This window comes from Pseudomonas folii, from assembly GCF_014357575.1.
Classification (GTDB): Bacteria; Pseudomonadota; Gammaproteobacteria; order Pseudomonadales; family Pseudomonadaceae; genus Aquipseudomonas; species Aquipseudomonas folii.
Window position 1 is genome coordinate 52,281 of the sequence record NZ_JACONW010000002.1, and the last position, 14,318, is coordinate 66,598.

A 14,318-nucleotide genomic window follows, 5' to 3' on the forward strand; every position below is an offset into this window, starting at 1 on the left:
CAGTCGGAGCCAACATGGCCTTCTACGACGAAATGGCCGCGTTGGCTCTCGAACTGATAGCCGAGTTCGGCCAGCCGGTCACTTTGCGCGACGTTGTGAAGGGCGCCTACGATCCATCCATAGGAGGTACGGCGCCTGATTCAATCACCGAGCGGACCGCGCAGGGCATCCTTACCGACTTTACCGGTCAAGAGTTCCAGACGAACACCCTGATTAAAGTAGGCGATAAGAAGCTAAAGATAGCCGCTAGCGGACTGACTGCGCCGCCAAACCTGCTCAGCAAAGTAGTTGTGCAAGGTCGCACATGGTCAATCATCCCTCCGCTGAAAGAGATCAACCCAGCCGGGACGCCTTTGCTTTATGAGCTGCAGGTGCGGGCATGAGTAGGTACACAGGCCTCAATGGCAGTTTCGCTGAGCAGATCGCCCAGTTTGCCGAAGGCGCGCGCCAAGCGATGGACGCCAGTTTCCGAGAAATCATTATCGAGCTGGGCGGCTCTCTGATTCGAATGTCTCCAGTCGGGAACCAAGAGCTTTGGGCTAGTAATGTGGCTTTCCGAGCCAAGAATACCCGTGCAGCCGACGACTACGACTTTAAGGTGTCCGTCCGTAACACCGTCATCAACCTGACCGACTCTAATTTCACTAAGTCAGGAAACCTTCGCAAGGGTGTTAAATATGCCAAGCCCTTGACGAAGACCGAGCGAGACCAGAACTACAACGTCAATGGACTGGTCGCCGGAAAGGATTATGTCGGCGGTCGCTTTCGCGGCAACTGGCAATTTTCTATCGAGGCTCCTGCAGACGGGACGCTCGATATCGTCGACCCGAGTGGAAGCATGTCTCTGGCCCTACTGAGGGGGCAGGTCGCTTCGCTCACTGCGGGCCAAACAGCCTACATCGTGAACAATCTGCCTTATGCAATCCCGCTGGAGTACGGCCACAGCAGCCAGGCCCCATCGGGCATGGTCCGCGTGACGATTGCCCGCTTTCAACAGATCGTGGCCGAGGCCATCAGGAACAACCAGGTATGAGCCATAAGATAATCAGGTCGCTGCTGGAGACGCGCATTGCTGCGTGGGCCGCAGAGCGCGAACTTCGCGTTGCATACCAGGGTGTGAACTTCACCCCCGTATCCGATGAGACCTACCTGAGCGCATTCATGCTCCCGGCCGGGACCGGCACGGACACACTGTCAGGCGATCACCGGGTTTACACCGGCGTATTCCAGATCAACGTGGTGACGCCAGTCGGTAACGGTACCGGCGACGCTGAGGGCTTGGTTGATGAGCTGGCCGAACTGTTTCCGGCTTTCCTCAGGCTTAAGCGTGATGAATTCGAAGTGATGGTATTAACGCCGGTCGAGCCTGGACCGCCAATCACTGCCGACACGACTCTGACCGTCTCGGCCTCGTTCCAGTATCGATCCGACACCAACTAATTCGCCCGTTGGGCAAACCTGAACCCGCCACTGAGCGGGTTTTTTCATTTCTGAAAAGAGGAAACACCAATGGCGTTCAAGCTCCCCAACGGCGCGATCATGGAGATTGCATCTGTTTTCAACGCTGCCGTGCTGGCCACTGCGATCAGCAACGGCAATCCTGCTGTAGTCACTGCTGTAGGTCATAGCCTGGAAGATGGCGACATCATCGTCGCAACGTCCGGCTGGACACGGCTGAATGATCGTGTGGCGCGCGTTGATGCTTCACTGGCTGACTCGTTCGCACTGGAAGGCATCGACACCACCAAGACCAACGTTTACACCGCTGGCGCTGGTATTGGCTCTGTGCGCAACGTCAGTGCCTGGGCGCAGATTGCTCAGATCACCGAGGTTGCTACGAGCGGCGGCGATCAGCAGTTCACCACCTTTGGCTTCCTGGAAGACGATGACGACCGCCAGCTGCCGACCACCAAGTCGCCGATCAGCATGACCATTACCGTCGCCGATGACCCATTGCTGCCTTACGTGCCGATCTGCGAGGGTGCAGATGAGGACAAGGAATCTCGCGTGGTTCGGCTGAAGCTGCCGAATGGCTCCGAGATCTACTACAACGCGTACATCTCGATCACTTCCACCCCGACGCTGTCGCGCAACAACATCATGACCCGCACCATCACCCTGTCGTTGGCCTCGCGCCCTACTCGTTATCAGGCGGCGGCGTAACCCATGGCGAAGATCAAGATTGCTCAGACCCCGACCTTCAAGGCTAAGGTCGGAATTCCTCGCGTTGGGGCCGATTCTGTTCAGGTGGATTTCACCTTCGCCTACCTGAATCGCCTGGAGCTTTCGGCGCTGTTCGACAAGTGGAACCAAGCGCGTGACGCGCATGCAGCCAAGGTCAAGGAAGGTGGCATGTCGTGGCAGGAGGCTACGGCGTCCGAGATCGAGCTACAGGTTTCCCAGATCAAGGAAATCGTTACCGACTGGGCCTTCGAAGACAAGTTTGACGAAGAGGCTATCACTGCGCTTGTCACTACTTGCGTCGGCGCACCTCAGGCGGTACTTGAAGCCTATCAAGGCGCGTACAACCCGGCTCGCTTGGGAAACTGATTGCGGCGTCCAGGGCCTTGTACGAACCGGGCCCGTCGGATGCCGATCTCGCAGCATTCGGTATGACCAAGGCTGACATTCCCGATGTCGAGTTCGAGGTTTGGCCGGACATCTGGCCTGCCTTCCTCCTTTTCGAAGCAATGTCCACGCAATGGCGGGTCGGCATGGGCGGGCCTATTGGCCTGGACTACGCCGCAATCCCTGCCGTCGGCCAACTGCTGGGCATGAAGAAAACCGAAACCACCAAAGCATTCCAAGACATTCGTGTCATGGAGGCCGAAGCCATGCTCGTTATGAGCGAATCGAAGTAACGGAGCGCGCATGACAACCATTGCTGAACTCGGTATCAAGGTCGATTCGACCGATGCCGCGCAGGCGAGCTCTGACCTCGACAAGCTCACGGCGGCGGGCGGTCGGGCAGAAAAAGCTGCTGAGGGTGTGGCGAAGGGTGCTGACAAGGCATCTGCCGCCATTCACAAGCAAAGGGATGAGCTGAGCGACCTGCTGGGCGAGATTGATCCTACGGTTAAGGCCCTCGGTCGCCTGGATGAGCTGGAAACTAAGCTCGCCAAACACAAAGGCGTCGGGCTTGATGCTGCGACGTTCAGTGAATACCAGGCGAAGATCGATCAGTCCCGCGCGAACCTCGGCCGATTTGATGACAGCCTGACCCGCACCGGCAACACGGCCAAGCAAACTGCCGCAGCGCTGCGTGGCGTTCCTGCTCAATTCACTGACATTGCTGTGTCCCTGCAAGGCGGCCAGGCACCGCTTACCGTGCTGCTCCAGCAAGGCGGCCAGCTCAAAGATATGTTCGGCGGCATCGGGCCAGCGGCCAGGGCGCTGGGCGGATATGTCCTCGGGCTGGTTAATCCATTCACAGTCGCGGCTGCCGCTGTAGGCGTTTTGGGGCTGGCGTATTACCAAGGAAGCGAAGAGCAGGAGAAGTTCCGCGATGCACTGGTAACCACCGGCAATTCGGCTGGCACTACCACTTCATCGTTGGCGGGGATGGCTAAGCAGGTCAGCGCTACCGTTGGCACTACGGGCGCGGCCGCAGCAGTGCTCGCCCAATTGGCCGGTACCGGGAAGATTGTCAGCAGCAGCTTTGAAGAAATCGCTGTCGCTGCATTGGCGTTCGAGAAAGCTACCGGCAAGGCCGCATCGGAAACGGTCGCGGAGTTCGCCAAGCTGGCGGACGATCCGGTAAAGGCCGTTGTCGCACTGAATGACAAGTACAACTTTCTCACCGCTGCCGTGTTTACCCAGATTCGTGCGCTGCAGGAGCAAGGCGACACCTTGGGCGCTCAGCAGGTTGCCGAGGGTGCTTACGCCGATGCGCTGGTTGAGCGCGCCGGAACCATCACCAACAATCTGGGCGCGGTTGAATCTGCATGGGCTGCTGTAAAGAGCGGTGCTAAAGGCGCGTGGGACGCCATCCTCGACATTGGTCGGGAAGACACATTTGAAGAGAAATTCGACAAGCTGGCTGATCGCCTGGCGACACTTCGAAATGCGCAAAGCAATCCATTCATTCTCGGCGACAACCCGGATATGGGGCTGCTGGGCGGCGGCGAATCAGGCGCGCAGAAAGATGTAACTGCGCTACTGCAGAAAGAAGTAGACGACCAAGCCAAAGCCCGTCAGCAGATGTTCGATGCACTGAACATCCGTGAAGGGACGAAGGCCTACGAAACGCTCCAGAAAAATCTCGACTCTACTGCGTCCAAGTCCACGAAGCTGACGAAGGCGCTGCAGGACAACCAGCGTGAAATTGCCCAGGCGCGCAAGGCTGGCTTCCAGATAACGGCCGATCAGGAAGCGGCGCTTGAAAAGCAGACCCGCGAAAAATTCAAGGAAACCAAGAAGGGCGGCAGCACGGCCGTCGACCTAACAGGTTTCAATGACGCCCAGAACCAGCTCAAGGCAGTTTCCAGCTACTACCAGAACATCCAGAAGGAACTGGACTCGGCCCAAAAGGCTGGACTGGTTTCGGCTGAGTCCTACAGCAGTCAACGTATTGCACTTGTCGAGCAGGAGCGTGTAGAGGTTGCGGCGGCATATGAGTCTGAGATTACAGCTCTTGAGGCCGTTCGGGCGAAGTCCACCACATCGGCCGCTCAGCGCATCCAGATCGACCAAAAGATCGCTGATGCTCGAACCAGCATGGTCAAAGCGCAGCAGGATGCTGAAACCCAGCTTGAAGTACTCGCCAATGCCGAAACCGGCCGGATCGAAAAGCAGAAGCTCGCAATCAGCAGTTACACCGACGCACTCAACCAGCAAAACGTCGCCTTGCAACGTGCAGGGCAACGGGCCGCGAATGGCGTCGGGCAGGGAGATCGCCAGGCATCGCTGACAAGCTCGCTCAACGGCATCGAGGACCGGGCCAACCAGCAACGCCTTGACCTGGCTCGCGACAAAGCCAACAAATCGCGCAACATGAGCGCCGAGGAATACCAGGCCAAGCTGGACGCGATCAACCGCAGCGAGAAGGACCTCGCCGAGACGACGCTCAGTAACTACGAGCAGATGTCGGCGGCTCAGAGCGATTGGCGCAACGGTGCTACCTCGGCTTTCAGCAACTACCTGGAGTCGGCGCGCGATGTAGCGGGGCAGGCTAAAAGCCTGTTCACCAATGCTTTCACTGGCATGGAAGACGCGATCGTCAACTTCGCCATGACAGGCAAGCTGTCGTTCTCTGATCTTGCCAAATCTATCCTGGCTGATATGGAACGGATTGCGACGCGGCAGGCCAGCTCTGCACTTCTGACCTCGCTTGTTGGTGCCGGTACAAGTTATCTCACAGGCAGTAGCACCCCCGCATCCGCAGGCTCTACCTCGGCAGGCTACAGCGATGCTGCACTCAGCGGCTGGTCTGGCGTTCAGCAGGCCAAAGGCGGTGCATGGAGCGGTGGCGTCCAGATGTTCGCCAATGGCGGGGCTTTCACCAACAGCGTTGTCAGCAAGCCAACAGCCTTCGGGATGTCTGGCGGGCAGGCAGGGGTAATGGGGGAAGCCGGGCCAGAGGCAATTATGCCGCTGACACGAACTGCGGGTGGCAAGTTGGGCGTGATGTCAGTAGGCGGAGGCGTTGGCGGTACTCAGATCAACGTTGAGGTTCATATCGACGGCGACGGAAACGCAACATCATCGTCTGACGCGCCTGGGTATGACCTTTTCGGCAAAGAGCTGGCCACGTTCGTTCAACAGAAGTACCAGGAGTTGCGAACGAGGGATATGCGCCAAGGTGGCGTAATCAGCAATGCAATCAAGGGGCGCTGATGGCAATCGAACGATTCACCTGGGCTACAGAGAAGGGCGCGGATGGCGATGTCACCCAGCGCGTCCGGACCAAGCAGTTTGGCGATGGGTATGCGCAGTCGGTTGAGGATGGAATCAACAACCAGTCCGAGTCTTGGCCCGTCGTTTTCACCGGCATGAAGGCTCGGATATTGGAGATCAGGGAATTCCTTGACCGTCATAAGGGGGCAAGGGGATTTCTTTGGACACCGCCTCTTGGCGTTTTGGGCCTCTACAAGTGCACTGGCTATAAGCCCGTGCACCGCGGAGGCCAGGTTTACGCAATCACCGCCACCTTCGAACAAACCTTTCACCCCTGAGATAACCGCCCATGGCACTGATCACGGACATCCAAAAGCTGGAGCCCGGTGGCGAAATTCGCCTGTTTGAAATTGACGGGACCGAATACGGCGCGGATTACTTGCGGTTTCATGGGCACGCAATTCCGCACACGCCCGCAGAGCTACTGGCCTACGAGAAATCGTCGGAGGACCTGCCAGCCAAGTCCATATGGTGGCAGGGCGAGGAATACGCCGCATGGCCGGTTCAGATCGACGGGATTTCGTCCAGTAGTGATGGTACGGCGGCGCGGCCGACATTCGCGGCGGGAAACATCAATGGCCGCGTCACTGCGCTGTGTCTGGCCTTCGATGACATGCTCAAGTTCAAGCTGACTGTGCGCGAGACGCTTGCTCAGTACCTGGACGCCGCCAACTTCCCCGACGGCAACCCGACTGCTGATCCGACTCAAGAGGCGCTGGAAATCTGGTACATCGACCAGAAAACCAGCGAGGACGGCGAGGCCGTGACCTGGGAGCTTTCGTCTCCCGGCGAGATCGACAATCATGGGCTTCCGGGACGACAGATGACGACGTTTTGCCACTGGGCGATGACGAACGGGTATCGCGGCCCCGACTGTGGATACACCGGCCAGGCCATGTTCGATGACGAAGACAACCCCACGGACGACCCCTCGAAGGACGAGTGCAAAGGGTGTCTGTCATCCTGCAAGTTGCGCTTCGGCGAGAATAACGAGCTTTCATTCGGCGGCTTCCCGGCCGTATCACTCATCGCGCGGAGTTGACCATGTTCAAGTACATCCTTGAAGCGGTGCGGGCGCACGCTGCGGCCGAGTATCCGAAGGAATGCTGCGGTCTGTTGTTGGCGGTTGGCCGAAAGCAGCAGTACTTGCCGTGCGCGAATACCTCTACCGATCCGACAGAAGAGTTCCGGATTGATCCTGAGGATTACGCGTGGGCAGAAGATATCGGTGATGTGATCGGCATCGTGCACTCGCATCCAGATGCAACCAGCCGGCCTTCACCACGCGACTTGGCGATGTGTGAAGCGACAGAATTGCCCTGGCACATCCTAAGCTGGCCGGAAGGCGACCTGCGAACGATTGTGCCGACCGGCAATACGCCGCTGCTGAAGCGTCCATTCGTTCACGGTGCCTGGGATTGCTGGCAAGTCTGCGCGGATTGGTACAAGCGCGAGTGGGGGCTGGAGTTCGAAGCCTTCGAGCGTGCCGACGGCTGGTGGGAGAGCAAAGACAGCGTCAGCCTGTACGAAGCCAACTACGAGGTGGCCGGTTTCTACCGGGTCGATACTCCACAGCGCGGCGACATGATCGTCATGCAGGTCGGCCGGACGGAGCACCCGAACCATGCGGGGATTTTCCTCGGATGGAATCCAGCATTGCCGGATGAGGATGCTGCGACCTTTGGGCCAGGGCCTTTCCTGTTGCACCATCTATACGGACGCCCGAGCGAGATCATCGTTTTCGGCGGCCCCTGGCTTGACCGAACGCGCCTAGTCCTCAGGCATAAAGATGCACAACCAACCACATGATGCGGCAGGACCGCAGGAGAAGCTTATGAGCGAGCTCTGTTGCAAATTTGAAGCAGTGAGCAGCTTGGGGCCTATATCCTCATCTGAGTTCTCGGCATCTTCGAGCTTTCTTCCTGCGATCGAGTGGGTTCTGCTGGCAAGTCAGCGGGATTCCTTACCCGACAAGGAAGAACGATGCATGCACATCGTTCACGCAGCCAATTCGGTAGTGATCACGATAAATAAGCATCAAGCAACAGAGGCCGCTATTGCGTCTCGGCTATAAGGTCGATTTAAGGCAAACTCGAAAAGATAATCATGTGACACGGAGTCCATTATCAATCGTCCGCTCTGCAGGAACGACATCCCCAGAATGATTTGATATTGCCTGCTGTGGTTGAAAATAGGAACCGCAACGAATCTAGCATCGAAAAACCTAATCCCGGCATGGGTATCAATCCCGCAACGAAGATCATAACAATCAACATCGTGAAGAACCCCGCCGATCCCAGAGGTGGAAACTGTACCTCGCGAAATAAAACCACAAGCTTTAGCGAAGTCTCTGTCTATTGCTGAGTGATCGGCACCGGTGTCAATGAGGGCCAAGCCAAAAACTGGGCTGGTATCGATGTTGCTGAGGCGTTGTTCAGTTACTGATATATTTATGACCGGTATCAAGTCGATCTGCTTGGGAGTCTCAGAAAGTCGCCCATCCTTCATCTGAAATTTGATTTTTACTACGTTGGCATCGATAACTGATCTTGGCCGCACTACAGACTCCTATTTAACACCTACACCAAAATTGGCGCACCCCAGTCCTTGGGCTTGCAGGCAAAGGACTGGGAATCCTTCACATATAGCGGCGCGAAGCTACTACGCTCTGTATCGTGCGTGTTACTGATCGTTTGTCCACGCTGGATGGGCGCACAGGCCAGTGATACTCTCAGCCATCAACTATGAGGGAACATCATGCGAATTTTGATTGGGGCGCTGGCTGTGGCGTTGTTGGCGGGGTGCACTACGCCTGCTGATCTGAAGAGTGGCAAAGCTTCCATCAGCGCTTCTACAAGCAAGACACCTAAGCAATATGCTCTTTGCGTAATGCCGCGGTGGCAGGATGCTCGGTCAGGCGCGACCATGACCGAAACAGAGAAGGGTTACAGGTTGATCGTTGCAACTGACTCGACTACCGAAGAGCTTTTGGAAGTAACCAGATCGAGCAAAGGAAGCAGCGTAGCACTTTACCAGCGGCTTTCTTGGGCTCCCGGCTACGGCCGATCCGAGATAGAGCAGGCAGTTCGCGACTGTCTCTAATTGAAAGTACGTCTATAGCCGCCTCCGGGCGGTTTTTTATTGCCCGGAGAAAAATGATGGAAGCAACCGTAATTGAGTATCAGCCGCTCACAACCGTTGTACTTTACGGTCAACTGAGGCAGTTCGGCAGATCTTTCAGGCTGTCCGTCAGGAGTCCTGCAGAGGCGATAAAAGCCTTGTGCGTTCAAATTCCCGGCTTTGAACGTTTCATTTCGAACGCCAAAGCGCGGGGTATTGAGTTTGCTGTTTTTCGCGGCAAGAAAAACATCGGGGCGGACGAGTTGGGATACGGCGGGCAAGGAGACATACGGATAGCTCCAGTCATAACGGGGAGCAAGCGTGGCGGCGTCCTTCAGGCCATCGTTGGTGTTGTGTTGTTGGCTATCTCCTACGTTTTCCCAATGACAGCCCCGTACCTCGCACCTGCGGGTATCGGACTGCTCGCAGGCGGCGTTATTCAAATGCTCAGCCCGCAAGCCGGAGGTCTGAAGACCAGCGCTGCGCCAGAGAACACGCCCGGCTACGCGTTCGGCAGCGCGAAAAACACGACCGCGTCAGGCAATCCTGTCCCGCTGTGTATTGGTGAGCGGCGCTGGGGTGGCGCAATCATCAGCGCTGCAATCTACGCCGAAGACCAGATGTAACCCGAAAACTGAAACACCGCAGCCGCCCATGAGGCGGTTTTTTATTGCCTGGAGAAACGCATGGGCGCAGCAGAAAAGATCGATATCTACGGCGCAAAAGGCGGCGAGGACAAACCAAAAACGCCGTCCGAGGCTCCAGACAGCTTGCGCTCTGTAGCCATCGCCAAAATGCTTATTGCTGTTGGGGAGGGAGAGTTCGAAGGTATTCCCACCGCTCGTGACATCTATCTCGACAACACGCCCCTGCAAGACCCTCAAGGCAATATGAACTTCCCGAATGTGAATTGGGAATGGCGCAGCGGCGCTGTAGACCAGACCTACATACAGGGCATCCCATCGGTTGAAAACGAGACAACTATCGGGACTGAGTTGCGCAGCGGCATACCATGGGTTCGTTCAATCACAAACACCCAGCTTTCCGCTGTACGTGTGCGCTTTGCCTGGCCAGCGCTTCAGGCTGTTGATGCGAACGGCAACATCAAAGGCTACCGCATTGAATACAGAATTGAGCTGGCAACCGATGGCGGCGCTTATCAGCAAGTCATGAGCGAAGCCGTTGACGGCAAGACCACCAGCACCTATGAGCGCACCAGGCGTATTGACCTGCCCAAGGCGACCTCCGGCTGGCTGATGCGAATTACTCGGCTAACCGTCAACCAGAACAACAATAAAATCTCCGACACCATGCAGATCGCGGGCTTCACCGAGGTCATCGACGCGAAGATCCGCTACCCAAATACCGCGTTGCTCTACATCGAGTTTTCCGCTGAGCAGTTTCGCAGCATTCCTGCCGTCACCGTGGGGTGCAAGTCCCGAAAGTGGCCCGTGCCAAGCAACTACAACCCAGACACCCGGACCTATACAGGAATCTGGGATGGCACCTTCAAGGAGGCGTACACGAACAACCCTTCTTGGGTGACGCGTGGGATCACCATTAATGATCGCTTCGGCCTTGGTCGCCGTATCAAGTCGTGGATGGTCGATAAATGGGAGCTGTACCGAATTTCTCAGTACTGCGACCAACTGGTGCCAGACGGCAAGGGCGGCATGGAGCCGCGGTTCATCTGCGACTTGAACCTGCAGAGCAAGGCTGACGCATGGTCGTTGCTCCGCGACATCTCGTCAATCTATCGGGGTATGACCTACTGGGCTCAAGGTCAGGTCTTCACCGTGTCAGACATGCCTCGCGCTACCGATTTCGACTTTGCCTATACCAGGGCGAACGTCATCGACGGCAAGTTCACCTATTCCAGCGCATCGGAGCGTACTCGCTACACTCGGGCGCTGATCAGCTACGACAATCCACTGAATAACTACGACACCGATGTAACGGCTGTCACTGACCCAAAGCTACAGCGTCGATATGGCGATAATCCGCTGGAAGTCAGCGCTATTGGCTGCACTCGTGAGTCGGAAGCGCAGCGCCGCGGTAAGTGGGCGCTGCTGACCAACTCAAAAGATCGTGCGGTCGTCTTCAGGGTTGGCCTCGATGGCCGGATTCCGCTGCCTGGCTACGTGATCCCGATTGCAGATGAACTGCTCGCCGGGCGGGCCGTTGGCGGCCGCATCTCAGCCGTAAACGGTCGGGTAATTACCCTTGATCGTGACACCCAGGCCAAAACCGGCGACCGCCTGATCCTCAACTTGCCTGACGGTAAATGTGAGGGTCGTACCGTTCAGCTCGTGAGCGGTCGTCAGGTCACTGTCACCACGGCCTATTCGGTTCAGCCTGAGCGTGAACTGGTTTGGGCGCTGGATGCCGATGACCTGGCTATCCCGCTATACCGAGTCGTCAGCGTGGCCCGGCCGGAAGCAGGCGTGTTCGAAATCTCGGCCGTTCAATACGACCCGAGCAAGTTCGCGCACATCGACACCGGCGCACGCCTTGAAGAACGTCCGATCAGCGTCATTCCGATCACGGTCGTTCCGGCACCGGCCAGCGTAACGCTGGCGGCGACCTCTTCGATTGTGCAGGGGCTTTCAGTAGCCACCATGACAATCAGTTGGCCTGCCGTAAACGGCGCAGTCAGCTACGACGTGGAATGGCGCAAAGACAGCGGCAACTGGATCAAGCTTCCTCGCACCGGCACGACCAGCGTAGACGTGGTGGGTATTTACGCGGGCGATTACGTTGCACGCGTCCGCGCGGTAAGCGCCTTCGATATCTCGTCGATCTGGCGCAACTCGATGTTGACCCCGCTGACCGGCAAGCAAGGTCTTCCGCCGGCGGTTTCGTATCTGACGGCAACGCCTTTGCTCTTCGGTATTTACCTGAAGTGGGCATTTCCCGCTGGCGCGGAGGACACCCAGCGCACCGAGATATGGTACGGCCCTACAACCAGCCTTGAGGCGGCTACCAAGCTCACGGACCTTTCTTACCCGCAGAGCGATTTCTCAATGCTGGGTCTGCGTGCTGGCGTGACGTTCTTCTTCTGGGCGCGCCTGGTGGACCGGATCGGCAACATAGGCCCTTGGTATCCATTGGGTAACGGGGTTATGGGGCAGACCAGCTCTGAGGCTGCTCCGATTCTGGAGCTTATAGCTGGGCAAATCAGCGAGACAGAGCTGGGTCAGGACCTTCTGGACAAAATCGAGCTGATCGACGGCCTGCAGGACCAGATCGACGCGCTGGACGGGCTGAAGGCGTATGTGCCAACTGACACCTACGTAAAAGGCCAGATGGTCGTTGTCGATGGTCGCATCTACCAGGCCGAACAGGCCGTACCGGTCGACACGCCGCCGCCGAACCTCACTTACTGGACTGACGTCGGCGACATGCTGGAAACAGCTAACGGCCTCGTTCAGCAGGTAGAGACTCACACATCTGAGATCAGTGAACTGGACGGTATCGTTACTGCTCAGGCCTCGGCTCTACAGGTTCTGCGTGCATCTGCTCGGGATGATGACGGCGAGGGCGAGCTGGCGGATGCGCTCAAAGGCTACAGCAGCACGGCGAGCATCGTCACGGAAGCCAAGGTAGCTGCAAGCGCTAACGAGGCTACAGCCAAAACCGTCACGCAACTGACTGCAACGGTCGGCGAGAACGTGGCTCAGGTCACCGATCTGCGGCAGGTCGTAACCAACAACCAGTCTGCGACTGCAACGGCACTCCAGCAGCTCAATACGGCAGTTGGCGATAACTCTGCCGCGATACAGCAAACCAGCCAGGCAGTCACAACCCTGGATGGTAAGGCTTCGACAATGTGGTCGGTGAAGATGCAGATCACTGCCAATGGACAATATGTCGCGGCGGGTATCGGGCTGGGAATCGAGAACACTGGGGCGGGTCTTCAAAGCCAGTTCCTTGTCTCGGCTGATCGATTTGCCATCGTGAATAGCATTGCGGGCGGGGCCGTCTCGGTTCCGTTCGCGGTTCAGAACGGTCAGGTCTTCATGAACTCCGCCTTCATCCAGGACGGCACGATTACCAACGCCAAGATCGGGAACTACATACAGTCGAATAACTACGTTGCAGGCGTTTCTGGCTGGAAGTTGTTTTTTGATGGAACGTTCGAGATCAATTCTGCACTGGGCGGAGGCGGCAGACAGACCATCAACAGTTTCGGCGGCAAGGTCTTCGACCAGAACAGTGTGAAGCGATACCAGTGGGGGAACTTGGACGCATGAGCTATGGCGCGAGGGTATGGGACGAAAACGGCAATCTGGTAATGGATACCACCACGTTCACCTATCAGGTTCTTTGGCAGGGGGTGCTTGATTTCAGCCAGTCTGGAGGATCATCGCCAACAATCATCACGCTGAGCATCCCGGGCTTCAACCCGGATAACTGCGTGTTCATGATCATACCTACCCGATCACAGGATGTTCAGTTCGCGGAGGGAGACGCGACGGGCAATACGAAGTCCTATCCGTACGTGACCACTTCGCTTAATCAGGTAGTGGTCAGGTCGGCCAACCCATCATCAACGCTGGGCAATACCAATCAGACACGTGTCGTGGCCAAAGGGTATGCCGTGAGGTTTAGATCATGAGCTATGGCGTCATCTGTATTAACGAAAGCTCATATGTGCAAATCGATTCGGAGATGCCGCGCCTTTGCGTTCTAACAAAGGGCACTTACTCTGGAACAACGGACGCGACCGGAACCTTTGCTCGGCCTGTTACCAGTATTGATCCGCCCATTGTATTCATTCGCCCGAGTCAGGGTGGACAAATACAGATCCCCATCTCCGTTTGGTTTAATGGCGGGCCGGGGAATTGGACGGGCTTCACGATGAAGGCCTCAAACATATATTCCACATTGAGTGGTGAATACTTCGTCGCCGCTTGGGCCTCGATGGGCACCTCTGCATACGGAATGCGTATATGGGGGCCAGATGGGGCGCTGGTATACGACAGTGGTGCGCCTGCTGTTGTAGTAACTTTCGCGGCAGGTAATTGGAATTATGTTGGATCAGAGCAACTTACGCTTGGCAGGCGTTATATCTGGTCGATCAGCAAGGCTTTGGGTGTAGGTGAGTACATATCGATCAACTCATTCGCAATGCATTGTCACGCACCATCTAACGCCGGTGGCGGCTGCGGTATTGGAGTGGACTATGCCAACTCCAGAATAATGCTCTATAGCCTCGGCAGCACCGCGTGGACTGACCAAGGCCATCGCCCATTCCTTTGCGCCAAGCTGGTCGCATAAAGAATTCACCCTCCAACAAAGAG

The 14,318-nt window shown here is 56.9% G+C and carries 15 protein-coding genes; 14 read left to right on the plus strand and 1 reads right to left on the minus strand.

The genetic code is table 11. The annotated features are described in order from the left end of the window. Positions 1 to 14: 14 nt before the first annotated feature. From H8S59_RS00995 to H8S59_RS01040, 10 genes are all read left to right on the plus strand, one after another. Positions 15 to 383 (plus strand): hypothetical protein, encoded by a 369-nt coding sequence (locus H8S59_RS00995; protein ID WP_187520147.1) that lies wholly within the window; start codon positions 15 to 17, stop codon positions 381 to 383. Beyond that, a complete protein-coding gene (locus tag H8S59_RS01000; protein WP_187520148.1) occupies positions 380 to 1,033 on the plus strand; it encodes a hypothetical protein in 654 nt (217 codons plus the stop codon). The genes H8S59_RS00995 and H8S59_RS01000 overlap by 4 nt, the downstream gene beginning before the upstream one ends. Beyond that, positions 1,030 to 1,440, plus strand: coding sequence for a phage tail terminator-like protein (locus H8S59_RS01005; RefSeq protein ID WP_187520149.1), 411 nt, complete (start codon positions 1,030 to 1,032; stop codon positions 1,438 to 1,440). Before H8S59_RS01000 ends, H8S59_RS01005 begins: the two co-directional genes overlap by 4 nt. A 69-nt stretch (positions 1,441 to 1,509) precedes the next feature. Further along, positions 1,510 to 2,163: a phage tail protein gene (locus tag H8S59_RS01010; protein WP_187520150.1), complete on the plus strand. Its 654-nt coding sequence runs from the start codon at positions 1,510 to 1,512 to the stop codon at positions 2,161 to 2,163. Positions 2,164 to 2,166: 3 nt separating this feature from the next. Further along, positions 2,167 to 2,550 carry a phage tail assembly chaperone gene (locus tag H8S59_RS01015; RefSeq protein WP_187520151.1) on the plus strand — a complete coding sequence of 128 codons (384 nt, stop codon included), beginning with the start codon at positions 2,167 to 2,169 and terminating at the stop codon, positions 2,548 to 2,550. 62 nt (positions 2,551 to 2,612) lie between these two features. After that, entirely contained in the window at positions 2,613 to 2,861 is a 249-nt protein-coding gene (locus tag H8S59_RS01020; protein WP_187520152.1) for a DUF1799 domain-containing protein, read from the plus strand. A 10-nt stretch (positions 2,862 to 2,871) separates the two neighbouring features. Continuing rightward, positions 2,872 to 5,835 carry a phage tail tape measure protein gene (locus tag H8S59_RS01025; protein WP_187520153.1) on the plus strand — a complete coding sequence of 988 codons (2,964 nt, stop codon included), beginning with the start codon at positions 2,872 to 2,874 and terminating at the stop codon, positions 5,833 to 5,835. Then, entirely contained in the window at positions 5,835 to 6,173 is a 339-nt protein-coding gene (locus H8S59_RS01030) for a phage tail protein (RefSeq protein WP_187520154.1), read from the plus strand. The genes H8S59_RS01025 and H8S59_RS01030 overlap by 1 nt, the downstream gene beginning before the upstream one ends. 11 nt (positions 6,174 to 6,184) lie before the next feature. Then, positions 6,185 to 6,937, plus strand: a complete 753-nt coding sequence (locus H8S59_RS01035; RefSeq protein WP_187520155.1) for a phage minor tail protein L — start codon at positions 6,185 to 6,187, stop codon at positions 6,935 to 6,937. Positions 6,938 to 6,939: 2 nt separating this feature from the next. Continuing rightward, positions 6,940 to 7,704, plus strand: a complete 765-nt coding sequence (locus H8S59_RS01040) for a C40 family peptidase (protein WP_187520156.1) — start codon at positions 6,940 to 6,942, stop codon at positions 7,702 to 7,704. Positions 7,705 to 7,932: 228 nt separating this feature from the next. On the opposite strand, the gene H8S59_RS01045 is transcribed toward H8S59_RS01040, so the two are convergent. Beyond that, on the minus strand, positions 7,933 to 8,454 hold the full coding sequence (locus tag H8S59_RS01045; protein ID WP_187520157.1) for an aspartyl protease family protein: 522 nt from the start codon (positions 8,452 to 8,454) through the stop codon (positions 7,933 to 7,935). A gap of 599 nt (positions 8,455 to 9,053) precedes the next feature. On the opposite strand from H8S59_RS01045, the gene H8S59_RS01050 reads away from it, so the two are divergent. The 4 genes from H8S59_RS01050 to H8S59_RS01065 are packed head-to-tail and all read left to right on the plus strand — an operon-like array spanning position 9,054 to position 14,295. Next, positions 9,054 to 9,641 carry a tail assembly protein gene (locus H8S59_RS01050; RefSeq protein WP_187520182.1) on the plus strand — a complete coding sequence of 196 codons (588 nt, stop codon included), beginning with the start codon at positions 9,054 to 9,056 and terminating at the stop codon, positions 9,639 to 9,641. 60 nt (positions 9,642 to 9,701) lie between these two features. Beyond that, positions 9,702 to 13,268: a TipJ family phage tail tip protein gene (locus H8S59_RS01055; RefSeq protein ID WP_187520158.1), complete on the plus strand. Its 3,567-nt coding sequence runs from the start codon at positions 9,702 to 9,704 to the stop codon at positions 13,266 to 13,268. Continuing rightward, positions 13,265 to 13,633: a hypothetical protein gene (locus tag H8S59_RS01060; RefSeq protein WP_187520159.1), complete on the plus strand. Its 369-nt coding sequence runs from the start codon at positions 13,265 to 13,267 to the stop codon at positions 13,631 to 13,633. The genes H8S59_RS01055 and H8S59_RS01060 overlap by 4 nt, the downstream gene beginning before the upstream one ends. Continuing rightward, positions 13,630 to 14,295, plus strand: coding sequence for a hypothetical protein (locus H8S59_RS01065; RefSeq protein WP_187520160.1), 666 nt, complete (start codon positions 13,630 to 13,632; stop codon positions 14,293 to 14,295). Before H8S59_RS01060 ends, H8S59_RS01065 begins: the two co-directional genes overlap by 4 nt. The last annotated feature ends 23 nt before the right edge of the window (positions 14,296 to 14,318 follow it).